The sequence below is a fragment of the Luteimonas sp. TWI382 genome, assembly GCF_039674545.1.
Lineage (GTDB): Bacteria > Pseudomonadota > Gammaproteobacteria > Xanthomonadales > Xanthomonadaceae > Luteimonas.
Genome location: NZ_JBDJNS010000031.1, coordinates 20100 through 43266, shown reverse-complemented (window position 1 = coordinate 43266; position 23167 = coordinate 20100). Strand labels below are relative to the sequence as shown.

At 69.5% G+C, this 23167-nt stretch carries 19 protein-coding genes; 14 read left to right on the top strand and 5 right to left on the bottom strand.

Going from position 1 to position 23167, the window contains the following annotated elements:
• Nucleotides 1-187 precede the first annotated feature (187 nt).
• Nucleotides 188-838: a TonB family protein gene (locus ABE505_RS15405; protein WP_346445413.1), complete on the bottom strand. Its 651-nt coding sequence runs from the start codon at nucleotides 836-838 to the stop codon at nucleotides 188-190.
• 313 nt (nucleotides 839-1151) lie between these two features.
• Between ABE505_RS15405 and ABE505_RS15400 the strand changes: the two genes are divergently transcribed.
• The 12 genes from ABE505_RS15400 to ABE505_RS15345 all read left to right on the top strand — a co-directional run bounded on the left by ABE505_RS15400 (nucleotide 1152) and on the right by ABE505_RS15345 (nucleotide 16283).
• Nucleotides 1152-2453 carry an efflux RND transporter periplasmic adaptor subunit gene (locus tag ABE505_RS15400; RefSeq protein ID WP_346445412.1) on the top strand — a complete coding sequence of 434 codons (1302 nt, stop codon included), beginning with the start codon at nucleotides 1152-1154 and terminating at the stop codon, nucleotides 2451-2453.
• Nucleotides 2454-2511: 58 nt separating this feature from the next.
• Nucleotides 2512-3204 carry an ABC transporter ATP-binding protein gene (locus ABE505_RS15395; RefSeq protein ID WP_346445411.1) on the top strand — a complete coding sequence of 231 codons (693 nt, stop codon included), beginning with the start codon at nucleotides 2512-2514 and terminating at the stop codon, nucleotides 3202-3204.
• A 20-nt stretch (nucleotides 3205-3224) separates the two neighbouring features.
• A complete protein-coding gene (locus tag ABE505_RS15390) occupies nucleotides 3225-4547 on the top strand; it encodes an ABC transporter permease (protein ID WP_346445410.1) in 1323 nt (440 codons plus the stop codon).
• An 11-nt stretch (nucleotides 4548-4558) separates the two neighbouring features.
• Nucleotides 4559-5776 (top strand): FtsX-like permease family protein, encoded by a 1218-nt coding sequence (locus ABE505_RS15385; protein ID WP_346445409.1) that lies wholly within the window; start codon nucleotides 4559-4561, stop codon nucleotides 5774-5776.
• A gap of 19 nt (nucleotides 5777-5795) precedes the next feature.
• Complete coding sequence (locus ABE505_RS15380) at nucleotides 5796-7100, top strand: ABC transporter permease (protein WP_346445408.1); 1305 nt, start codon at nucleotides 5796-5798, stop codon at nucleotides 7098-7100.
• A gap of 47 nt (nucleotides 7101-7147) precedes the next feature.
• Nucleotides 7148-8374 carry an FtsX-like permease family protein gene (locus ABE505_RS15375; protein ID WP_346445407.1) on the top strand — a complete coding sequence of 409 codons (1227 nt, stop codon included), beginning with the start codon at nucleotides 7148-7150 and terminating at the stop codon, nucleotides 8372-8374.
• 11 nt (nucleotides 8375-8385) lie between these two features.
• A complete protein-coding gene (locus ABE505_RS15370; RefSeq protein WP_346445406.1) occupies nucleotides 8386-9684 on the top strand; it encodes an ABC transporter permease in 1299 nt (432 codons plus the stop codon).
• Nucleotides 9685-9710: 26 nt separating this feature from the next.
• Nucleotides 9711-10934, top strand: coding sequence for an FtsX-like permease family protein (locus tag ABE505_RS15365; protein WP_346445405.1), 1224 nt, complete (start codon nucleotides 9711-9713; stop codon nucleotides 10932-10934).
• 20 nt (nucleotides 10935-10954) lie between these two features.
• The gene (locus tag ABE505_RS15360; protein ID WP_346445404.1) at nucleotides 10955-12283 is read left to right on the top strand and encodes an ABC transporter permease; all 1329 of its coding nucleotides are present in this window, start codon (nucleotides 10955-10957) and stop codon (nucleotides 12281-12283) included.
• Between the two features lie 11 nt (nucleotides 12284-12294).
• Nucleotides 12295-13551 (top strand): FtsX-like permease family protein, encoded by a 1257-nt coding sequence (locus ABE505_RS15355; RefSeq protein ID WP_346445403.1) that lies wholly within the window; start codon nucleotides 12295-12297, stop codon nucleotides 13549-13551.
• Between the two features lie 93 nt (nucleotides 13552-13644).
• On the top strand, nucleotides 13645-14979 hold the full coding sequence (locus tag ABE505_RS15350) for a sigma-54 dependent transcriptional regulator (RefSeq protein ID WP_346445402.1): 1335 nt from the start codon (nucleotides 13645-13647) through the stop codon (nucleotides 14977-14979).
• Nucleotides 14979-16283 carry a HAMP domain-containing sensor histidine kinase gene (locus ABE505_RS15345; RefSeq protein WP_346445401.1) on the top strand — a complete coding sequence of 435 codons (1305 nt, stop codon included), beginning with the start codon at nucleotides 14979-14981 and terminating at the stop codon, nucleotides 16281-16283. The genes ABE505_RS15350 and ABE505_RS15345 overlap by 1 nt, the downstream gene beginning before the upstream one ends.
• 76 nt (nucleotides 16284-16359) lie before the next feature.
• Here the strand turns inward: ABE505_RS15345 and glmU are convergent, their stop codons facing one another.
• Nucleotides 16360-17730 (bottom strand): bifunctional UDP-N-acetylglucosamine diphosphorylase/glucosamine-1-phosphate N-acetyltransferase GlmU, encoded by a 1371-nt coding sequence (gene glmU, locus ABE505_RS15340; RefSeq protein WP_346445400.1) that lies wholly within the window; start codon nucleotides 17728-17730, stop codon nucleotides 16360-16362.
• A 60-nt stretch (nucleotides 17731-17790) separates the two neighbouring features.
• Here glmU and ABE505_RS15335 point away from each other — a divergent pair, with 60 nt between their 5' ends.
• Both ABE505_RS15335 and ABE505_RS15330 read left to right on the top strand, forming a co-directional pair.
• Nucleotides 17791-19803 carry a hypothetical protein gene (locus tag ABE505_RS15335; protein ID WP_346445399.1) on the top strand — a complete coding sequence of 671 codons (2013 nt, stop codon included), beginning with the start codon at nucleotides 17791-17793 and terminating at the stop codon, nucleotides 19801-19803.
• 7 nt (nucleotides 19804-19810) lie between these two features.
• Nucleotides 19811-20194 carry a GtrA family protein gene (locus ABE505_RS15330; protein WP_346445398.1) on the top strand — a complete coding sequence of 128 codons (384 nt, stop codon included), beginning with the start codon at nucleotides 19811-19813 and terminating at the stop codon, nucleotides 20192-20194.
• 82 nt (nucleotides 20195-20276) lie between these two features.
• On the opposite strand, the gene ABE505_RS15325 is transcribed toward ABE505_RS15330, so the two are convergent.
• The 3 genes from ABE505_RS15325 to atpG form a co-directional block, all read right to left on the bottom strand.
• Complete coding sequence (locus tag ABE505_RS15325) at nucleotides 20277-20699, bottom strand: F0F1 ATP synthase subunit epsilon (RefSeq protein WP_047137719.1); 423 nt, start codon at nucleotides 20697-20699, stop codon at nucleotides 20277-20279.
• A 104-nt stretch (nucleotides 20700-20803) separates the two neighbouring features.
• Nucleotides 20804-22204 (bottom strand): F0F1 ATP synthase subunit beta, encoded by a 1401-nt coding sequence (atpD, locus tag ABE505_RS15320; protein ID WP_346445397.1) that lies wholly within the window; start codon nucleotides 22202-22204, stop codon nucleotides 20804-20806.
• Between the two features lie 99 nt (nucleotides 22205-22303).
• On the bottom strand, nucleotides 22304-23164 hold the full coding sequence (gene atpG, locus ABE505_RS15315; RefSeq protein WP_183427990.1) for a F0F1 ATP synthase subunit gamma: 861 nt from the start codon (nucleotides 23162-23164) through the stop codon (nucleotides 22304-22306).
• Between the last annotated feature and the right edge of the window lie 3 nt (nucleotides 23165-23167).

The window sequence follows — 23167 nt, the reverse complement described above, 5'->3', positions numbered from 1 at the left end:
AGCACCGCGATGCCGGCCGAATCGTAGCCGCGATACTCCAGCCGCTTGAGGCCCTCGACCAGGACCGGGACCACATCGCGATCCGCGATCGCACCGACGATTCCGCACATGCCGCCCGCTCCTGCAAGTCAATGCGCCATTCTAGCGGCCGGCCGGGGCCGGGCGCCGTGGCGCCACACGCCACCGTTCAGTGCATGAAGAACTCGACCGGCACCGCGATCTCGATCGGGGCCGGCAGATCGGCCGGAATCGCCGGCAGCGGCGCGGCGCGATGAAACGTCTCGATCGCGGCGGCATCGAGCCGGGTCGATCCCGACGAGCGCGCGAGCGCCGCCGACAGCACACGACCGGCCCGGTCCATGCGCAGGCGCACGATCGCCACCCCTTCCTCGCCGCGTGTCCGCGCCGCGCTCGGGTAATGTCGATACCGGGCCAGTCGCGCCATCACCCGCGCTTCCCAGCGATCGTCGCGGCGACCGCCCAGGGCATCGGTGGACGGTGCGGGTGGACTCGGCGGGGCCGCGGCCTGTTGGTCATGCGGCGCCGGTGGGTCCATAGACACCTCCGTGGCGGTCGAGGCAGCGGCGTGCTCCGGACGCGCAATGTCTGCCAGCACCGGCAGCGGGTCGGACGGCGCCGTGTGCGGCTGTGGCTGCGGCGTTCGCGGCGCTGGCCTCCGACGCGTCTCGGGCACCGGTGCGGGCGCGTCCCTCGACTCGACCGGGACCGGCGGCGCGGCGGCGGGCAGGAAACTCACCTCGATCACCGCATCAGCTCTCGGCGGCGAGTGCGGGTCCTCGCCCGGCCCCAACACCAGCAGCACGACCACGGCGTGCACAGCGATGGCGCCCAGTGCGGCGCATGCGCGCTGGATGCGTGCGGCACGGTCCGTACAGCGCAACGGTCGGGATCGGGCCGTTCCGGCTGCGGCCGGTCCCAGGCACGTCGGCATGACGCTGGCGGCTCCATGATGCGAATGATTCGCATTTTCTCACATCCTCGGGAGGATATGGCGCGCGGTTGTCCGCGCCGCGGACGTCCGGACGCCGCCGCGGACACCCGAACACCCCGGAAATTCTCAATACAATCAATGGCTTGATTTTGGCACGATCCCTGCTTTGTGACTGGCAGATCCCGAACGTGCCCGTCCCATGTCCGCACCCACCTCGTTGCCTCCTGTCCGCCGCGGTATCCGCGACACCTCTGCGCAGGACACGGTCCATACTGCGCGCCCAGTGCGCCGGCGTCGCTGGCTGGCGATCGCCGCGGCCGCGATCGCGGTGATCGCAGCGCTCGCTTGGCTGGTCGCCGGCTGGGCGTCGGGCGCCACGTCGATCGACGCGGCCCGGCTGCGGATCGCCGAGGTCACCCGGGGCGACCTGGTGCGCGACATCGCCGCCGAGGGGCGCGTGATCTCGGCCAACAGCCCCACGCTGTACGCGATCGCGCCGGGCACGGTGACATTGAAAGTGGTCGCTGGCGACCGCGTCGAGAAGGGCCAGGTGCTGGCCGAGATCGACAGTCCGGAGCTGCGTAGCAAGCTGGTCCAGGAGGAGTCCACCTTCGCAAGCCTCCAGGCCGAGGCCGAACGCGCGACGCTCGATGCACGGATCGCCCGCGCCGAGGCGCGCAAGCTGCTCGACCAGGCGCAGATCGAACGTACCGCGGCCGAGCGCGATCTGCAGCGCTACCAGCGCGCGTTCGAAGCCGGTGTCGTCGCCCAGGTCGACCTGGCCAAGTCCGAGGATGCGCTGAAGAAGACCGACATCGGTCTGGCCTCTGCGCGCGAAGATGCGAATCTGCAGGGCCAGGGCGCCGGCCTGGACGCGCGCAACAAGCAGTTGCTCGCCGACCGCCAGGGCGCCGTCGTCGCCGAGGCCCGCCGCCAGGTCCAGGCGCTGACCTTGCGCGCGCCCTTCGATGGCCAGGTCGGCCAGGTGCAGGTGGCCCAGTTCACCAACGTCGCTGCCAACGCACCGGTGCTGGGCGTGGTCGATCTGTCGGTGTTCGAGGTCGAGATCAAGGTGCCCGAAAGCTTCGCGCGCGACCTGGCGATCGGGATGCCGGCCGAGATCCGCAGCGCCAACGAAATGTTCCCGGCCGAGGTCTCGGCGGTCTCGCCCGAAGTCGTCGCCGGCGAAGTCGCCGCGCGCGTGCGCTTCTCGCAGCGCCAGCCGGCCGGCCTGCGCCAGAACCAGCGCTTGTCGGCGCGCATCCTGCTCGACACCCGGCGCGATGTGCTGATGGTCGAGCGCGGCCCGTTCGTCGAGCAGTCCGGTGGCCGCTACGCCTATGTCGTCGATGGCAACAGCGCGGTGCGCCGTCCGATCCAGGCCGGCGCCAGCAGCCTGGGCGCGGTCGAGATCGTGTCGGGCCTGCAGGCCGGCGAGCGCATCGTCGTGTCGGGCAGCGACCTGTTCGGCGAGGCCGAACGGGTGCGCATCAGCCGTTGAGATTTCCCCCGGACCCACGCGGGTCCGCTCCTTCCATGTCCAAAATAAGGATCGCCCCATGTTGCAGATGAACCAGGTCGGCAAGGTCTACCGCACCGAGCTCGTCGAAACCCATGCGCTGCGCGCGCTCGACTTGCACGTCCGCGAAGGCGAGTTCGTCGCCGTCACCGGTCCGTCGGGTTCGGGCAAGACGACGTTCCTCAACATTGCAGGCCTGCTGGAAACCTTCACCAGCGGGACCTACAAGCTCGACGGCGTCGATGTGCAGGGGCTCAACGACAACCAGCGCTCGCGCCTGCGCAACGAGAAGATCGGCTTCATCTTCCAGGGCTTCAACCTGATCCCCGACCTCAACCTGTTCGACAACGTCGACGTGCCGTTGCGCTATCGCGGCATGCCGGCCTCCGAACGCCGTCTGCGGATCGAGGAAGCGCTGGGCCTGGTCGGCCTGGCCTCGCGCATGAAGCATTACCCGGCCGAGCTGTCGGGCGGCCAGCAACAGCGCGTGGCGATCGCCCGTGCGCTGGCCGGCAGTCCGCGCCTGCTGCTGGCCGACGAACCGACCGGCAACCTCGACTCGCAGATGGCGCGCAGCGTGCTGGAACTGCTCGAGGAGATCCACGCGCAGGGCACGACGATCGTCATGGTCACCCACGATCCCGAGCTCGCCGCGCGCGCCCAGCGCAATGTGCACATCGTCGACGGCCTGGCGACCGATCTGCGCCGCGAATCCGCGACCGCCGCGGCCTGACCTCAGGAATGCACCCCGCGATGTTCGCCTACTACGCCCGGCTCGCGCTGCGCAGCTTCGGCCGCAACCAGGTACTGACGGCCTTGATGGTGCTGTCGGTCGCGGTCGGCATCGGCGCGGCGATGACCACGCTGACCGTGATGCACCTGCTGTCGGGCGATCCGCTGCCCGGCCGCAGCGGCACGCTCTTCTACCCGCAGGTCGACCCGAGGCCAGGCGAACCCATGCGCCCCAACCCCCCGGACATGCTTGATTACACCACGGCGATGGATCTGTGGCGCGCCGGCCGTGCGGACCGGCAGGCGCTGGTGGTCGAGAGCGAGATCCGGCTGCAGGCGCCCGAGACCGGGCGCCCGCCGCTGATGACCCAGATGCTGTCCACGCATGCCGACTTCTTTCCGATGTTCGATGTGCCGTTCGCCTACGGCGCCGGCTGGAGCGCCGCCGACGACACCGGCCACGCCCGCGTGGCGGTGATCTCCTCCGACCTCAACCGCACGCTGTTCGGCGGCGGCGACAGCGTCGGCCGGACGCTGCGCATCCGCGACGCCGATGTGCGCATCGTCGGCGTGCTCGCGCCCTGGCGGCCCTCGCCGCTGTACTACCGCCTGGCCGGCGGCAACTTCGCGCAGGGCGATACCGCGAGCTTCTACGCCGCGCCGCAGGACGTCTTCGTGCCGTTTCCCACGGGCCTTGAGCTCAACGACGGTCATTTCCAGCAGTTCACCTGCTGGCAGTTGCCCAAGGTCCCGGGCCATCTGCAGGGCAGCGACTGCGTGTGGCTGCAGTTGTGGGTGCAGCTCGACACCCCGGACAAGGTCGCCCGCTATCGCGACTTCGTCGCCACGTACGCACGGCAACAGCAGGCGCAGGGCCGGATCCAGCACGCGGACAACGCGCGCGTGCTCGGGCTAATGGACTGGCTGGACTACAACCATGTGGTTCCGCGCGATGTCCGGCTGCAGACCTGGCTGGCGCTGGCATTCCTGGCGATCTGCCTGTTCAACACGGTCGGGTTGTTGCTGGCCAAGTTCCTGCGCCGCGGCGGCGAGATCGGTGTGCGCCGCGCACTCGGCGCCTCGCGCCGGGCGATCTTCGTGCAGTGCCTGGTCGAAGCGGGCATGGTCGGGCTGGCCGGTGGCGTTCTGGGCTGGGGACTGACGCTGCTGGGGCTGTGGGCGATCCGCCGCCAGCCGGTCGAGTACGCCGATCTGGCGCGCCTGGACCTGTCGATGTTTGCGGCGACCTTTGCGCTGGCACTCGCTGCCAGCCTGCTCGCCGGCCTGTTCCCTGCCCTGCGCGCCAGTCGGATCGCACCGGCCCTGCAACTCAAATCGCTGTGAGGACGCTGGTGATGGACATCCGACCGATCGTCGCCGCGCTGAGCCGGCACCGCGTCGCCACGAGCCTGATCGTGCTCGAGATCGCGCTCGCCTGCGCGGTGCTGTGCAATGCCTGCTTCCTGATCGCCGGCCGCCTGGCGCTGATGCGCATCGACAGCGGCCTCGATGCGCCGTCGCTGGCGGTCGTGGCGCTGCGCGGCTGCGACGGCTGCGTCAACGCCGACATCAACGCCCGGGTGCTGGCGGCCATTCGCGGCCTGCCGGGCGTACAGGCGGCCGGCGTGCTCAATGCCACGCCGTTCGGCATCCGCGACGCCGACGCCGGGGTGACGCTGGACGCCGAGGGCCGGCATTTCGGCGGCGTGCCGCATTTCTATACCTTCGGTCCCGACGCAATCCAGACGCTCGGCCTGCGGCCATCGCAGGGGCGCGGCTTCGAGGCGGCGGACTTCCAGCCCATCGAGAACTTCCTGCCGACCGACGCCGAGGTCTGGATCACCGAGGCCTTCGCCGCCCACCTGTGGCCCGGCGAACCGGCGGTCGGCCGCGAGTTCTGGATGGGCGACTACCACTTCCGCGTCGCCGGTCTGCTGCCGCACTTCGCCCGCCCCAATCCGGGACGCAGCGAGAACGGCGTCGCCGGCGCGCAATGGTCGGTGATCGTGCCGGTGCGCGACGAGGCCCAGTCGGGCGTCTACGCGCTGCGCGCCGATCCGCTCGACCTGCCGCGCCTGGCGATCGCCGCGCGCGACGCGGTGGCCGCAGCCGTGCCCGAGGCGGTGATCGACCTGGACCAGAGCCGCCCGCTGTCGGACCTGCGCGCGCGCTACTTCGAACGCGACCGTGCGATGGCCTGGCTGCTGCTTGGCGTGATCGCCGCGATGCTGCTGGTGACGGCCTTGGGGATCGTCGGACTCGCCAGCTTCTGGGTCCAGCAACGCACCCGGCAGATCGGCATTCGCCGCGCGCTCGGGGCGACCCGCGGCGACATCCTGCGCTACTTCCAACTCGAGAACTTCCTGCTCGCCGGCCTGGGCATCGCATTGGGCATGGCCCTGGCTTACGGCGGCAACCTGCTGCTGATGCGCCATTTCGAACTTGCGCGCCTGCCGCTGTCGTACCTGCCGCTGGGCGCGGCGCTGCTGTGGCTGCTCGGTCAGCTGGCCGTGCTCGGCCCGGCCCTGCGCGCCGCCGCCATTTCCCCCGCCATCGCCACCCGCAGCGCCTGATCCATTACCGGAACCCCTCATGCTCGGCTACTACCTCAACCTCGCTCTGCGCAGCTTCCGCCGCAACCGCGTGCTGACCGCGCTGATGGTGATCACGCTCGCACTGGGCATCGGTGCCTGCATGACCACGTTGACGGTGTTCCACGTGCTGTCGGGCGACCCGATCCCAGGCAAGAGCGCGCGGCTGTTCCACGTCCAGCTCGATCCCGAGCCGCTGGCGACCTACGTGCCGGGCGCCGAACCCGATCGCCAGTTGACCCGCTTCGATGCCGAGGCCTTGCTGGCCGACAAGCACGCCACGCGGCAGGCGATGATGACCGGGGGTGGCGGCATCATCGAGGCCGAAGAAAGCGCGGTACGTCCGTTTCTCGCGTCCATGCGCTACACCTCGGCCGACTTCTTCGCGATGTTCGATGTGCCCTTCCTCTACGGCCAGGGCTGGAGCGCGCAGGACGACGCCGGACGCGGCCGCGTCGCGGTGATCGGCCGCGCGCTCAACGACAAGCTGTTCGGCGGCGCCGACAGCGTCGGTCGGCAGATCCGCGTCGACGGCAATGCGCTGCGGATCGTCGGCGTGATCGACGACTGGTTGCCGCGGCCCAAGTTCTACGACCTCAACACCGGCCGCTTCGATGGCCAGGAGCATCTGTTCCTGCCGTTCTCGACGGCGGTCGAACTCGGGATGGGCACCTCGGGCAGCAGCAACTGTTTCGGTAACGCACCGACCAACGACAGCCGGGCGATCAACGCGCCCTGCACGTGGATCCAATACTGGGTGGAACTCGAGGACCCGGCGCAGGCCGATGGCTTCCGGGCGTACCTGGCCAACTATTCCGCGCAGCAGAAGGCGGCGGGGCGGTTCGAGCGGCCGGCCAACGTGCGGCTGCGCAGCGTGATGGACTGGCTCGACCACCGCAAGGTCGTGCCAGGCGACGTGCGCCTGCAGTTGTGGCTGGCGCTGGGCTTTCTGCTGGTCTGTCTGGTCAACACCGTGGGCCTGCTGCTGGCCAAGTTCCTGCGTCGCGGCGGCGAGATCGGCGTGCGTCGCGCGCTCGGCGCCTCGCGCCGCGACGTGTTCGTACAGGCCCTCGTCGAAAGTGGCACGGTCGGGGTCGCCGGCGGCGTGCTCGGGCTGGGGCTCGCGCAGGCCGGCCTGTGGGCGGTGCGCCAGCGCCCGACCGACTACGCCGCGCTCGCCCATCTCGACGGCGCGATGCTGCTGCTCACCTTCGTGCTCGCACTCGGCGCCAGCATCGCCGCCGGCCTGCTGCCGGCCTGGCGCTCGATGCAGATCGCACCGGCCCTCCAGCTCAAGTCCCAATGACACGCGCTCGCCCTGCTCCCTTATCGCGCTTTCCACAGGCCCCCACCATGCACGTCCACCCCATCGTCTCGTCCATGCGCCGCCACCGGACCGCCGCGTTGCTGATCGTGCTGGAGATCGCGCTCACCTGCGCGATCGTCTGCAACGCCTTGTTCCTGATCGGCGAACGCATCGACGCGGTGCGGCGGCCCAGCGGCATCGCAGAACGCGAACTGCTGCAGATCCGACTCAGCGGCATCGGGCCGCAGACCGATGCCGGCGCCAGGACGCGCGAAGACCTGGCGGCGCTGCGCGCAGTCCCCGGCGTCGCCGGCGTCACAGTCACCAACCAGTTGCCGTTCTACCGGTTCTCGTCCAGCAACTCCGGGGTATCGCTGAGCGCCGACCAGGCGCAGCCCACGTTGCACGCGGCGCGCTACTCCGCCGACGAGACCACTGTCGCGACGCTGGGCATCCGCCTGGTCGCGGGTCGCGACTTCCTGCCCGACGAGTACATGGACGTCGCCGAGGTGGAAGCGCTCGACGGCAGCGAAGGCCTGCGCGGTGCGACCATCGTCACCGCCTCGATGGCCGAGCGGATGTTTCCTGGCGCGCAGGCGGTCGGACGCACGATCTACCTCGGGCCGATGCCCCTGCGCATCGTCGGCGTCGCCGAATCCCTGGCCCGGCCTTCGCCGAGCGACGGTGAGGGTACCTTCTCTTTCCTCGTGCCGATCCGCATGCACTACAACAACGGCGGCTCGTATCTCGTCCGCGTGACCGATCCGGCGCGCCGCGACGCGGTGCTCGCGGCCGCGACCGATGCGCTCGAAGCGGTCGATCCCAATCGGCTGATCCTCACCCACCGCACCTACGAAGCCATCCGCGCAGACTACTTCCGCAACGACCGCGAGATGATCGGCCTGCTGTCGACCGTCTTGATCGCGCTGCTGGTGGTCACCGCCTTCGGCATCGTCGGTCTGGCGAGCTTCTGGGTGCAGCAGCGCACGCGCCAGATCGGCGTGCGCCGCGCATTGGGGGCGACGCGTGCGCAGATCCTGCGCCATTTCCAGACCGAGAACTTCCTGCTCACCAGCGCCGGCATTGTCCTGGGCATGGCCCTGGCCTATGCGCTCAACCAGCTGATGATGGGGCGCTACGAACTGCCGCGGCTGCCGCTGACCTATCTGCCGATCAGCGCGCTGCTGCTGTGGGCGCTCGGACAGGCCGCCGTGCTGTGGCCAGCGCTGCGTGCCGCCGCCATCTCTCCCGCCATCGCCACCCGCGCCGCCTGAGGACTTCCGCCATGTTGGGTTACTACTGCAATCTCGCGGTGCGCAGCTTCCGGCGCAATCGCATGCTGACCGCGCTGATGGTGCTGGCGATCGCGCTGGGCATCGGCGCCAGCATGACCACGCTGACCGTGTTCCACGTGCTGTCGGGCGACCCGATCCCGGACAAGAGCGACCGGCTGTTCCATGTCCAGCTCGATCCCGAACCGATGACCGGCTACATGGCCGGCGGCGAACCGGCGCGGAATATGACCCGTTTCGACTCCGAGACGCTGCTGCACGAAGCCCGGGGCAAGCGCCAGGCCTTCATGACCGGCGGATTCGTGGCGCTGGAGCCCGAAGGCGCGTCGCCCTACTTCACCGACGCGCGCTACACCACCGGCGAGTTCTTCCCGATGTTCGATGCGCCGATGGCGTTCGGGCGTGGCTGGAGCGCACAGGACGATGCGGACGCTGCGCGCGTGGCGGTGATCTCGGCCGAGACCAACCAGAAGGTGTTCGGCGGCGGCGACAGCACCGGCAAGACGCTGCGCATCGACGGCAACGCGTTCCAGGTCATCGGCGTGCTGGCACCCTGGCGGCCGACGCCGCGGTTCTGGGACCTCAATCTCGACGGGTTCGAGCCCTTGGAATCGGTGTTCGTACCGTTCTCGGCCGCGATGGACGCCAAGCTCTCGCGTATGGGCAGCATGAGCTGCTGGGGCGATTCGAGCGGCATCGATTCCAATGCCCGCAACGCGCCGTGCGCCTGGCTGCAGTACTGGGTGGAGCTCGATACGCCCGGCGATGCCGCGGCGTATCGCGACTACCTGCTCGCGTACTCCGAACAGCAACGCCAGGCCGGGCGCTTCGTGCGGCCTGCGAACGTACGCCTGCGCGATGTGCGCGCGCATCTCGACTACGCCCAGATCGTGCCCGGCGACGTGCGCCTGCAGGTCTGGCTGGCGTTCGGCTTCCTGCTGGTGTGCCTGGTCAACACGGTGGGCCTGCTGCTGGCCAAGAGCCTGCGCCGCGCGTCGGAGATCGGGGTGCGACGCTCGCTGGGCGCCTCGCGCAAGGCGATCTTCGCGCAGTTCCTGGTCGAGGCCGGCACGATCGGGGTGGCCGGCGGCATCGCCGGGCTCGCGGTCGCGCTCTGCGGCCTGTGGGCCGTGCGTCAGGCGCCAAGCACCTACGCCGAGCTCGCCCGGCTCGACCCGACCATGCTGCTGACCACGTTCGTGCTGTCGATCGTCGCGACCCTGCTGGCCGGCCTGCTGCCCGCGTGGCGGGCGACCCAGGTCACGCCCGCGATCCAGCTCAAATCCAACTGACCCCGGCCACCCGACGGACACCCCGCATGGACATCCGCCCCATTTTCTCCACCCTGCGCCGCCACAAGACCGCGGCCGCCCTGATCGTGATGGAGATCGCGCTCGCCTGCGCGATCATCTGTAACGCCATCTACCTGATCGACCGTCGCATCGACCGCATGGCGCGCCCCAGCGGGGCGGTGGAGAACGAGCTGGTCCAATTGCAGATGCCGCGCGTGAGTCGCGACGACACACTCGATCTCAATGCCTACGTCGCGCGCGACCTCGCTGCGCTGCGCGCAGTGCCGGGGGTCCGGCACGTGGCGGCCGCCACCCAGATCCCGTACGGCAACAGCAGCTCGAGCAGCGGCGTGCGGCTCAGCGACGACCAGGTGAACAACACGCTGATCGCCTCGCCGTACCTGGGCAGCGAGGACCTGCTCGATACGCTCGGGCTGCGCCTGATCGCCGGCCGCGGCTTCAATGCCGAGGACTACGTGGACATGGCGCGCATCGATGCCGGCGGCGAGGACGCGAAGGTGCCCGCGGTCATCGTCAACCGTGCGATGGCGCAGGCGCTGTTTCCGGGCGAAGACGCGGTCGGCAAGCACATCTACAGCTGGGGCAGCGCGCCGATGCCGATCGTAGGGGTGGTCGAGACGCTGGCGCGTCCGAACGACAACAGCGGTCCCGGCGATGCGACGATGCTGCTGCCAGTCCGCGTGGCCTCGCCCAATCTCAACTACCTGATCCGGACCGATCCCGCGCAGCGCCGCGAGGTACTGGAGGCGGCCGAGGCCGCGCTCAAGCGGATCGATCCCAACCGGGTGACGGTCAACAAGCACCTCATCAGCGAACTGCGAGACAAGTACTACCGGCAGGACCGGGCGATGGCGGCGCTGCTGGTCGTGGTGTGCATCGCCCTGCTGGTGGTCACCGCGCTGGGCATCATCGGCCTGGCCAGCTTCTGGGTGCAGCAGCGCGCCAAGCAGATCGGTATCCGTCGCGCGCTCGGTGCGACCCGCGGCCAGATCCTGCGCTACTTCCAGGTAGAGAACTTCCTGCTGGCAACGATGGGCATCGCGCTGGGGATGCTGCTGGCCTACGGCCTGAACCAGTTGCTGATGGCGCGCTACGAGCTGGGCCGGCTGCCGCTGATGTATCTACCGGTCGGCGCCCTGGTGTTGTGGGCACTCGGGCAGATCGCCGTGTACTGGCCGGCACGGCGCGCCGCTTCGGTGCCGCCGGCGGTCGCCACGCGCAGCACCTGACGCGCTCGAGGAGGATGGGAATGCGGTATGCGTTCGAGCTGGGACTGCGTGGCCTGCTGCGGCATCCGCGCACGATGGGATTGGCCATCGCGACGCTGGCGATGGGGCTGGCGGCGACGATGACGATGCTGACCTTGCTGTCGATGCTGTCGGCCGATCCCTTGCCCGGCCTGAGTCAGCACCTCTACCTGGGTTGGGTCGATTCGCGCCAGGCTCCGGCCGCGGGGGCACGTGCGACCGACGACGTCGGCGCCCCGCCCCGGCTGTTGAAGCTGGCCGACGTCCAGGCCATCGCCGATGCCCAGCCCGGCGTCCGGCAGACCGCGCTGGTGCCGACCTCGCTGACCCTGGAAGGCGAGGACGCGCGACGCGAATCGGTGCGTGCGTTGCTCGCGACCGGCCCTCTGCCCTCGATGTTCGGCGTGCCGCTGCTGCACGGGCGCAGTTGGACCGAGCAGGAAGCGCGCGATCGCGCGCCGGTCGCGATCATCGACGCACGCACCAGCCTGCGGCTGTTCGGCCGCGCCGATGGCACCGGCCAACTGTTCCGCGTTGGCCAGGGGCAGGTACGGGTCGTGGGCGTCAGCGCCGAATGGAACCCGCAGCCGGGCTTCTACGCGTTGCAGGAGTCGGATTCGGGTTGGGGCGAGGCGCTGACGGTCCGCGCGTTCCTGCCGCTGGACAGCGCGCTCGCGCTCGGCGTGACCCCGATCAGCGCGCAGGACTGCGATCGCGGCGGCACCGGGGGCTTCCGCTTCAACGAGCTCGACCTCGGCGCCTGCCGCTTCCTGCAGCTCTGGGCCGAGTTGCCGACATCGCAGGCGGTCGATGGATTCCGCGCCGCGCTCGATCGGTATGCCCGGCAGCGCCACGACACCGGCGCGTTCGAGCGCCCACCGCAGGCGCAGGTGTACAGCGTGCGGGCGTGGTTGACGGCCAACCGCGTGGTGCCCGACAGCGTGCGCCTGAACCTCTGGCTGTCGCTGGGGCTGCTCAGCCTGTGCATGGTCAACGTCGCCGGGCTGCTGGCCGCACGCTTCCTGCGTCGCGGCGGCGAACTGGGCGTGCGCCGGGTGCTGGGGGCAAGCCGCCGGACGGTCGTCGTCCAGTGTCTGGTCGAGGCCGGTGCGGCGGGCCTGGCCGGTGGCCTGCTGGCGCTGCCGCTGACGCTGTTCGGGCTATGGGTGGTGCGGCTGCAGGACCGTGGCTACACCGAACAGGCCGTGCTGCACCCGGGGCTGTTCGTCGTGCTGCTCAGCCTCGCCGTTGCGGTCGGCCTGCTGGTCGGGCTGCTGCCCGCCTGGCGCGCGGCGCGGATCGAACCCGCACTGCAGGTCAAGAGCCTTTGATGGAGCCTTCGATGATCCGATCGGCACCCCTGCCGCCGCTGCGGCCGATTCTCTCCGTGTTGCACCGGCAGCGGCTGATGCCGGTGCTGGTCATCGCGCAGATCGCCCTGGCCTGCGCGATCCTGACCAATGCGCTGTTTCTGCTGCAGCGCCAGCTGGCCCCGATGCTGATTCCCGACGGCATCGCGCGTGGACAGCTGCTGCTGGTCGATCAGTTGATCCAGGCGCAGGGGCGCTGGAGCACCGCGGAGGTCCAGTCGCTGCAACGGGCGCTGCAGGCGATTCCGGGCGTGCGTGCGGTGGCACCGACCCTGGGCATCCCGATGCGCCAGACAATGACCTTCACCATCACCCTCGACAGCCCGTCGGGTGTCAGCGTCACCGCGACCGGCTTCGCCGGCGAAGGTCTGGTACCGGCGCTCGGGCTGGACGTGGTGCGCGGCCGCGACTTCGAGGACGGCGACTACGCCAGCAACGGCCCCCTGTTCGGTGACGACGCGCACCGTGGCATCGTGCCGGTGATCCTGACCGAGGCGCTGGCACGCACGTTGTTCCCGGACGGCGAGGTGATCGGCAGCGTGCTCAGCGATGCCGGCAGCCCGCGCTATGTCGTGGTCGGCACCGTGCGCCGCCTGCTGCGCTATCAACTCTCCGAGCTCGACGATGGCCGGGCCGAATACTCGATGCTGATCCCCAACCGGGTGTTCGAGGACCTGCCGATCCTGGCATTCGCGGTCCGCACCGAGCCGGACGCGCGCGAGGCGGTACGCGCTGAGATCCAGGCAGTGCTCGCACGCAAGGATGGCCCGCAGCTGATGGCCGGCATCGCGCCGATCGTCGTCGACTACGAGTCCCAGCGCCTGGATGCGTTCAAGACCCGGCGCGCGGCAGTGTGGCTGCTGGGCACCGTCTGCCTGGTCGTCACGCTGATCACGTTGATCGGCATCGCCAGCCTGACCGGCTACTGGATCGAGCAGCGGATCCGCCAGATCGGCATTCGCCGCGCACTTGGCGCGACCCGCGGCGATGTGCTGCGGCACTTCCTGGCCGAGAACGCACTCATCGTCGCGGCGGGCCTGGTCCCGGGCATGCTCGCCGCATACGCGATCAATCAGTGGCTGATGCAGCATTACGCGATGGCACGTCTGCCGCTGGCCTACCTGCCGATCGGCGCGGCGCTGCTGTGGCTGCTGGGCCAGCTCGCCGTGCTCGGTCCGGCGCGACGCGCAGCGGCGGTGCCGCCGGCAGTCGCCACCCGCAGTGCCTGAGGCGGACGCACCCGAACCGACCTACACCGCGCCGGGCGGTGCCAGAATGGCCCCCCGGACGCGTCCCTTGCGAACAGGCCCCAACGCTCCTCCATGCCCACCGTCCTGATCATCGACGACAATCCCGCGGTCGCCACCGCGCTCGACGTGCTGTTCTCGCTGCACGACATCGACACGGTGTACGCCGAGTCGCCCGAGGCGGGCCTGGACGCGCTCGCGCGCGAACCGGTGGACCTGGTGATCCAGGACATGAACTTCCGCGCCGACACCACGTCCGGCGATGAGGGCGCGGCGTTGTTCGAGGCGATCCACGCGCGCTACCCCGACCTGCCGGTGGTGCTGCTGACCGCGTGGACGCATCTCGAGTCGGCGGTCGGGCTGGTGAAGGCCGGCGCGGCCGACTATCTGGCCAAGCCCTGGGACGATCACAAACTGATGGCGACGGTCGCCAACCTGCTGGAGCTCTCGGCCAGCCGACGCGAACTCGAGCGCCGGCGCAGCCGCGAGCAGCGTGACCGGCACGCGCTCGAAGACGCCTACGATCTGCGCGGTACGGTTTTCGACGACGCCGCGAGCGAGCGCGTGCTCAACCTGGCGGTCCAGGTCGCGCGCTCCGAGCTGCCGGTGCTGGTCACCGGGCCCAACGGCGCAGGCAAAGAGAAGATCGCCGAGATCATCCACGCCAACTCCGCGGTCCGCGACGGTCCGTTCGTCGCGCTCAACTGCGGTGCGCTGCCGGCCGACCTGATCGAGGCCGAGCTGTTCGGCGCCGATGCCGGCGCCTACACCGGCGCCAACCGGGCGCGCGAGGGCAAGTTCGAGGCCGCCGATGGCGGCACGCTGTTCCTCGACGAAATCGGCAACCTGCCGTTGGCCGGGCAGATGAAGCTGCTGCGCGTGCTCGAGACCGGACGCTTCGAGCGGCTGGGTTCCAATCGCGAGCGTCAGGTGCGCGTGCGCGTGGTCAGCGCGACCAACGCCGATCTGCCTGCCGCGATCGCCGACGGCCGCTTCCGCGAGGATCTCTACTACCGGCTCAACGCGATCGAACTCAAAGTGCCGGCGCTGACCGATCGCCCGGACGACATCCTGCCGCTGGCACGGCACTTCCTGCCTGCCGGCCGATCGCTGTCGCGCACCGCCGAGCGCGCCCTGCTGGCGCACCGCTGGCCGGGCAACGTGCGCGAGCTGCGCAATGCAGTCCAGCGCGCCGCCCTGTTGTCGCCGGAGGCGGCGATCGGCGCCGACGCGCTCGGCCTGCCGCAAGCCCCCATGCCGGCATCCGGTGCGTCCGAGCCGGACCGCGCGGCGATCGAGGCCGCGTTGGCGCGGGCCGGCGGCGTGCTGGCCCAGGCGGCCACCGAGCTCGGCCTCTCGCGCCAAGCGCTGTATCGGCGCATGGACCGCCTGGGTCTGCGGCGCGACTGATGCCTGCGCGCCAGCTGCCGCTCACGCTCCGTCTGGGCGCCCTGGCCTCGCTGTTCGCGATCGCCGTCGCGCTGCTGGCCGCCTGGCTCACACGCTGGCTGCCGGCCTGGTCGGCGGTGCTGACTGCGGCCGCGCTGTGCCTGCCGGGTCTGCTGTGGGCGGCGCAACGCACCCTCGGCCCGGTCCGCGCGCTGTTTCGTGCGCTGGCCGGGGCGGTGACGTCCTACCGGGACGGCGACTATGGCTTCGGCATCCGCTGGGACGGCGGCGGCGAACTTGGCGAACTGGTGGACGCACACAACCGGCTGGGCGACGTGCTGCGCGAGCAGCGCCATGCGCTGGTCCAGCGCGAACTGCTGCTCGACACGATGGTGCAGAACACGCCGGTGGCGATGGTGCTGTTCGATCCGCAGCAGCGGGTGGTGCTCGGCAACGTCGCCGCGCGCCAGTTGCTCGGCGAGGGACGACGCCTGGAGGGCCAGGGCTTCGACGCGCTGGCGGCGCAGGCGCCTGCGGCGCTGCGCGAGGCATTGCTGCGCGGCGGCGACGGTCTGTTGAGCGTCGGCGAGGAAGACCAGGAGGACATCTACCACCTGTCGCGGCGTTCATTCCGGCTCAACGGCCGGCGCCACGAACTGGTGCTGTTGCGCCGGCTGACGACCGAACTGCGCCGACAGGAAGTGCAGACGTGGAAGAAGGTGATCCGCGTCATCAGCCACGAGCTCAACAATTCGCTGGCGCCGATCGCCTCGCTCGCGCATTCGGGCGCCGAGTTGCTGCGGCGCGGCCAGCTTGCGCGTTTGCCCGACGCCTTGGCGACCATCGAGGAGCGCGCGCGCCATCTCGAGGGGTTCATCCGCGACTACGCGCGCTTCGCGAAGTTGCCTGCGCCGCGGACCGAGTCGGTGCCCTGGCACACATTCCTCGCGCGTCTGCGCGAGCAGGTGCCGTTCACGTTCGAAGGCGACGACGGCGGCCAGGTGCGGATCGACGCCGCGCAGATGGCGCAATGCCTGATCAACCTGCTGCGCAACGCGCACGAATCCGGATCTCCTGCCGACCAGGTGCGGCTGCGGCTGCGCCGGCTGCCCGATGGCTGGCGCATCGACGTCCTCGATCGCGGCGACGGCATGAACGAGGCCGTGCTCGCCAACGCGCTGCTGCCGTTCTACTCGACCAAGCGCAACGGCACCGGCCTTGGGCTGGCGCTGGCACGCGAGATCGCCGAAGCCCACGGCGGGCGGATCGCCCTGCAGAACCGCGACGGGGGCGGGCTGCGGGTGAGCTTGCAATTGCCGGCCTGACGCGCGGCGGCCGTGCCGACGTCACGACTCGCCGGGCCGGAAGCGGCAGGTGCGGACGCGCCCGGCAACCGTCAGCTTAGCGTGGGCGCTTGACCGGCCGCGTCCAGCCTTCGACCAGAGTCTGCCGCGCCCGCGCAACGGCGAGTTTGCCGTCGGGCACGTCGGCGGTGATCACCGAGCCGGCGGCCGTCGTGGCGTCGTGGCCGATGCGCACCGGCGCGACCAGCGCGGCGTTGGAGCCGATGAAGGCCCGGTCGCCGATGACGGTCCTGGACTTGTTCACGCCGTCGTAATTGCAGGTGATCGTGCCGGCGCCGATGTTGCTGCCGGCGCCGACCTCGGCATCGCCCAGATAGGTCAGATGGTTGGCCTTACTGCCGACGCCGAGGGTCGTGTTCTTGGTCTCCACGAAGTTGCCCACATGCACGCCGTCGGCCAGCACCGTGCCCGGACGAAGCCTTGCGAACGGGCCGATCGTCACCGCGCCCTCGGCGCGCACGCCGTCCAGGTCGCAATGTGCGCGGACCTCGGTGCCTTCGCCCAGGTCCACATCGCGCAGCCGGCAGAACGGGCCGATGTGCACGCCTTCGCCCAGCTCGACGCGGCCCTCGAACACCACATCGACATCGATCTCGACGTCGGGCGCGACGATCACCTCACCGCGGATATCCACGCGCGCAGGGTCGGCGAACCGCGCGCCCTGCAGGCACAACGCCCGCACCGCGCGCAGCTGCCAGGCGCGCTCGAGCTGGGCCAGCTGCCACGGGTCGTTGGCGCCCTCGGCTTCGAGCGGATCGTCGACCATGACGATCTGCGCGGCGCTGTACTCGTCGGCGGCCATCGCGAACACATCGGTGAGGTAGTACTCGCCCTGCGCGTTGTCCGACGACAGGCGCGCCAGCCAGGACTTGAGTGCGGTCGCCTCGGCGGCGAGGATGCCGGTGTTGACCAGGCCAATCCGGCGCTGCGCCTCATCGGCGTCCTTGTGCTCGACGATCGCACCGACATGGCCTTCGGGATCGCGCACGATGCGGCCGTAGCCGGTCGGATCCTCCAGTTCGGCGGCCAGCACCGCCAGCCGGCCGTCGACCTCCACCAGCCGGCGCAGGGTCTGCGCGCGCAGCAGCGGCACGTCGCCATAGAGCACGAGAACCTGGGCGCCGTCGGGCACGGCATCCATCGCCTGGCCGACCGCATGCCCGGTCCCCAGTTGCTCGCGCTGCTCGGCCCACTGCAGGTCGGTCTGGTCGGCGAATGCCGCCCGCACCTGCTCGCCGCGATGGCCGTACACGACGTGGATGCCCGCCGGCGCAAGCTCGCGCGCCGCCGCGACCACGTGCCAGAGCATCGGCCGGCCCGCGATCTTCTGCAGCACCTTGGGCAGCGAGGACTTCATGCGCTTGCCCTCGCCAGCGGCGAGGATGACGACGTGCAACGGAGGGCTCATGGCGTTCGAAACTTGGCGGAGGTTCGATGATAATCGACGCCCGTGCTCTCAGGACCTGCGATGTTCCGTTCACGAGCGCTCGCGATTGCCGAAGCGCCGCAACGTTGGCCGGCACTGATCTGGGCGGCCGGCCCTGCCCTCGTCGTGATCGGCATCACGACCCACGGGCTGTGGGCGCAGGCGCCCTGGGAACGCGTCGCACTCGCGCTGGGACTGGCGCTCACATCCGCCGCCCTGGCCTGGCCGGCCGTGCGCTGGCTTCACTGGCGCTGGGCATCGGCACTGGTCGCGGTCTGGAGCGGTGCGTTGCTGCTGTTCGCCGGACCGCGGCCGGTGTTGGCAGTGGCGCTGCTGGCGATCGCGGCGATGGCGACCGGGCTGCGCTGGGTGCCAGCGGGGCTTCCGGGACGTGCGGCGATCGCGGCCATTGTCGGCTATGCAGCGATCGCCGGCGTCACCGGCTGGCTGCTCCGGCTGCCGATCCACCACGCGCCGATGTGGCTGATTGCGCTGGCCGCGCTTGTCGCGATCGGCCGCAAGGCGCTCGTCGCCGAACTGCGCGCATCCGCAGGCGCGTGGCGCGTGGCCGCCGCCGAGCACCCACGCGCCCTGGCGTGGGGCGTGATGCTGCTGGGCCTGGCATCGACCGGGGCGTGGTTACCGACGATGCAGATGGACGACCTCACCTACCATCTCAACCTGCCCGCACAGCTGGCGCTGCACGCGCACTACGAGGCCGCCCCCCAACATGGCATCTGGGCGTTCGCACCGTGGTTGGGCGATATCGGCCAGGGAATCGCATGGCTGATCGCCGGCCAGGAAGCGCGCGGCGCGCTCAACGCGTTTTGGCTCATCGGCGCGGCCTGCGCCCTGGGCAGTTGCGCGCGGGCACTGGGGGCGACGCCATTGGAGCGCAACGCGGCGATCGCGCTGTTCGCGAGCTTCCCGCCCTTGGTCTGGCTGACCGCCGGCATGCAGACCGAGCTGCCGGCCATGGCGGTGCTGTTCGCGTTGTGCGCGGTACTGGCCTATCGCGACGGCGATGGCCCGCGGCTGATGGCCGCCACGCTGCTGCTGGCGGCCCTCGCCGCGCTCAAGCCGGTCCATGCACTCTCGGCACTGCCGTTGCTGGCGTGGGCCGGCGCACGCGGCCTGCAGTGGCCAGGCACGCGCCACGGACTGGCGGCGCTCGCGGCCGGCCTGCTGATCGCCGGCTCGAGTTACGCCAATGCCTGGTGGTACACCGGCAATCCAGTCCTGCCGCTGTTCAATGCGGTGTTTCAATCCCCGTTCCATCCGCCGGAGAACATGAGCGACGGACGCTGGCACGCGGGACTGGGGCTCGACCTGCCCTGGCAACTCACCTTCGCAAGCAGTCGCTATGTCGAGGCCTGGGACGGTGGCACCGGCTTTGTGCTGATCGGATTGGCCGGTGCCTGGCTGCTCGCGCTTGGACGGGGTGCCACACGCGGGTTCGCGCTCGCGGCCACCGGCGTCGCCCTGCTGCCATTGCTGCCGATGCAGTATGCGCGCTATGCCTATCCGGGGATTGCGCTGCTGATCGTCGCCTGCCTGCCCGGCAGTCGTGCACAGGTCGGCGATCGGGCCTGGCGCTGGGGCATCGTGGCGTTGTGTGCGCTGAACCTTGCGTTTCAGGCGAACGCGGGCTGGACCCATCACAGCGCCGCGCTCAAGCGCACGCTGCGCGCAACGGGCGACGCCTCGGTAGTGCTGCCCCATTACGTCGCCGAGCGGACACTGATCGCCGGGCTTCCGGACGATGGCGGCATCGTGCTGGCCACCGATCCCAAGCGCGGACACATCGCCGAACTCGGCGGTCGCGGACGACTGATGTCGCTCCACGCACCGGCACTCTCTGCCGCGCGGCTGGCTGCCGACGCCGATCCGTCCGGCGACGCGTGGCGCCGGGTGCTCGCCGACACCGATGCGCGCTGGATTCTGATCACCGAGGCCGAGGCATCCCCGGCATTGCGCGCCGGCTTGGACGCGAGCAACGCGGTCCATGTCCGCAGCCTCAACGGCATCGCGCTGTGGCGGCGCGGGCAGGAGTGAGCGCGCGATGGGATTGAAGCGACAAGGCGGCAGCTACCTGCTGATCGGTGGCTTGCAGTGGCTGCTCGACTGGGCGGTGATGGTCGCCCTCAGCCACGCCGGCCTGCCGGTCCGCCAGGCCAACGTGGTCGGCCGGGTCTGCGGCGCCTTGATGGGCTTCTGGTTGAACGGGCGTTTCACCTTCGGTGCCGATGGCCAAGGGCCGAATCGGAGCCAGCTGCTGCGCTTCGTGGTGATGTGGGGAATGATGACGGTGCTCAGCACCTGGGCGATCGGCCACATCGACGACTACCTCGGCCGGCACTGGGCATGGCTGGCCAAGCCACTGGTCGAGGTCGCGCTGGGCGCGCTCGGCTTCGTGATCTCGCGGCAGTGGGTGTACAGGCGCTAGCCGCGTGCTGCCGCGCCAATGCCCCCCAACAAGAACGCCGGCACGAGGCCGGCGTCTTCGAACGAACGAACTGCGAAGCGGCTCAGTGCTTGAGCGTCTTGCGCAGGCGCTCGAGCGCCTGCAACTGGACGACCGCTTCGGCGAGCTTCTGCTGCGCCTCGGCCACGTCCATCGCCTCACCGCGGCCGGCGAGCACCCGCTCGGCCTCGTCCTTGGCCGCCTTGACCGCAGCCTCGTCGATGTCGTCGGCGCGGATCGCCGTATCGGCCAGGATCGTCACGACCTGGGGCTGCACCTCGAGGATGCCGCCGCCGATCGCGAAGTCGAGCACCTCGCCGTTGGGCTGGGTGACCACGACCTTGCCGGGCTTGAGGCGGGTGATCAGCGGCGCGTGGCGCGGCGCGATGCCGAGCTCGCCCAGTTCGCCGGTCGCGACGACCAGGGTCGCCTCGCCGTGGAAGATCTCAGCCTCTGCACTGACGATGTCGCAACGGATGGTGCTCATGGACTTGGCTCGCTTTGCTCGCTCAACTTACATTCGTGGTGCGTGATCGATGAAGACGGACGTCGCTCGCCTAGCACGCACCACGATTCACCGAGGATCGCCGCTTAGGCGGCGATCTTCTTCGCCTTCTCGACCGCCTCGTCGATGCTGCCGACCATATAGAACGCCTGCTCGGGCAGGTGGTCGTACTCGCCGTCGACGATGCCCTTGAAGCCGCGGATCGTCTCCTTGAGCGGCACGTACTTGCCCGGCGAACCGGTGAACACTTCGGCCACGTGGAACGGCTGCGAGAAGAAGCGCTCGATCTTGCGCGCGCGCGACACGGCCTGCTTGTCTTCTTCCGACAGCTCGTCCATGCCCAGGATCGCGATGATGTCCTTGAGCTCCTTGTACTTCTGCAGCGTGGACTGCACGCGCTGCGCAGTCTCGTAGTGCTCGTTGCCGATGACGTTGGGGTCCATCTGGCGGCTGGTCGAGTCCAGCGGATCGACCGCCGGGTAGATGCCCAGCGATGCGATGTTGCGGCTCAGCGTCACCGTCGAATCGAGGTGGGCGAACGTCGTCGCCGGCGACGGGTCGGTCAGGTCGTCCGCAGGCACGTAGACGGCCTGGATCGAGGTGATCGAACCGGACTTGGTCGAGGTGATGCGCTCCTGCAGCACGCCCATTTCCTCGGCGAGCGTGGGCTGGTAGCCCACGGCCGACGGCATGCGGCCCAGCAGCGCCGACACTTCGGTACCGGCCAGCGTGTAGCGGTAGATGTTGTCGACGAACAGCAGCACGTCCTTGCCCTTGCCGCTCTCGTCCTTTTCGTCGCGGAAGTACTCGGCCATCGTCAGGCCGGTCAGTGCGACGCGCAGGCGGTTGCCCGGCGGCTCGTTCATCTGGCCGTAGACCATCGCCACCTTGTCGAGGACGTTGGAGTCCTTCATCTCGTGGTAGAAGTCGTTGCCCTCACGAGTCCGCTCGCCGACGCCGGCGAACACCGACAGGCCTTCGTGCGCCTTGGCGATGTTGTTGATCAGCTCCATCATGTTGACGGTCTTGCCCACGCCGGCGCCGCCGAACAGGCCGACCTTGCCGCCCTTGGCGAACGGGCACATCAGGTCGATGACCTTGATGCCGGTCTCGAGCAGCTCGGTGGTCGAGGCCTGGTCCTCGTACGACGGCGCCGCACGGTGGATTTCCCAATGGTCGGACGCCTGCACGTCGCCGGCTTCGTCGATCGGGCGACCCAGCACGTCCATGATCCGGCCCAGCGTGCCGGTGCCGACCGGCACCGAAATGCCGCGCCCGGTGTTGACGGCGACCAGGTTGCGCTTCAAGCCGTCGGTGGAGCCGAGCGCGATCGCGCGCACGATGCCGTCGCCGAGCTGCTGCTGCACTTCCAGCGTGATCTGCGTCCCGTCGACCTTCAGTGCGTCGTAGACCTTCGGTACCTCGTTGCGCGCGAACTCGACGTCGACAACGGCGCCGATGATCTGAACGATCTTGCCCTGACTCATGGTGAGAACCTCTAGCTCTGAAATTTTCTGAGCGAACGCGTCGCTGCTTGTTTGGAAAGTCCGCACAACGATGTGCGGGCTGTTGCGAAGGGACTCGCGTTACACCGCCGCCGCACCGCCGACGATCTCGGAGATTTCCTGCGTGATCGCCGCCTGCCGGGCCTTGTTGTAGACCAGGTTCAGCGTATCGATCAGTTTGGTCGCGTTGTCGCTGGCGGCCTTCATCGCCACCATGCGCGCCGCGTGCTCGGAGGCCACGTTCTCCATCACCGCCTGGTAGACCAGCGATTCGATGTAACGGGTGAGCACGTGACCGAGCACCGACTCGGCGTCCGGCTCGTAGATGTAGTCCCAGTCGTGCTTGACGACCTTCGTTTCCGAGGCCGGCAGCGGCAGCAGCTGATCGAAGCTGGCCTTCTGGGTCATCGTGTTGACGAAGTGGTTGTAGGCCAGGAACACCCGATCCAGGCGGCCGTCGGTGTAGCCGTCCAGCATGACCTTGATGATGCCGACCAGCTGTTCGACTTCCGGGGTATCGCCGATGTGGGTCACGCTGGCGAGCATGTCGACCTTCAGCCGACGGAAGAACACTGTCGCCTTCTGCCCGATCGTCACCACGTCGACCTGCACGCCCTTGTCCTGCCACTGGCGGATCTCGCCGAGCAGCTTGCGGAACAGGTTGTTGTTCAGGCCGCCGGCCAGGCCGCGGTCCGAGGAGACGACGATGTAGCCGACCCGCTTGATCTCACGCTCGACCAGGTAGGGATGCTGGAACTCGGAGCTGGCCTGCGCCAGGTGTCCGATCAGCTGCCGCATGGCGTTGGCGTACGGGCGCGAGGACCGCATCCGGTCCTGTGCCTTGCGGATCTTCGATGCGGAGACCATCTCCAGCGCGCGCGTCACCTTGCGGGTGTTCTGCACGCTCTTGATCTTGGTCTTGATTTCCCGTCCACCAGCCATTTA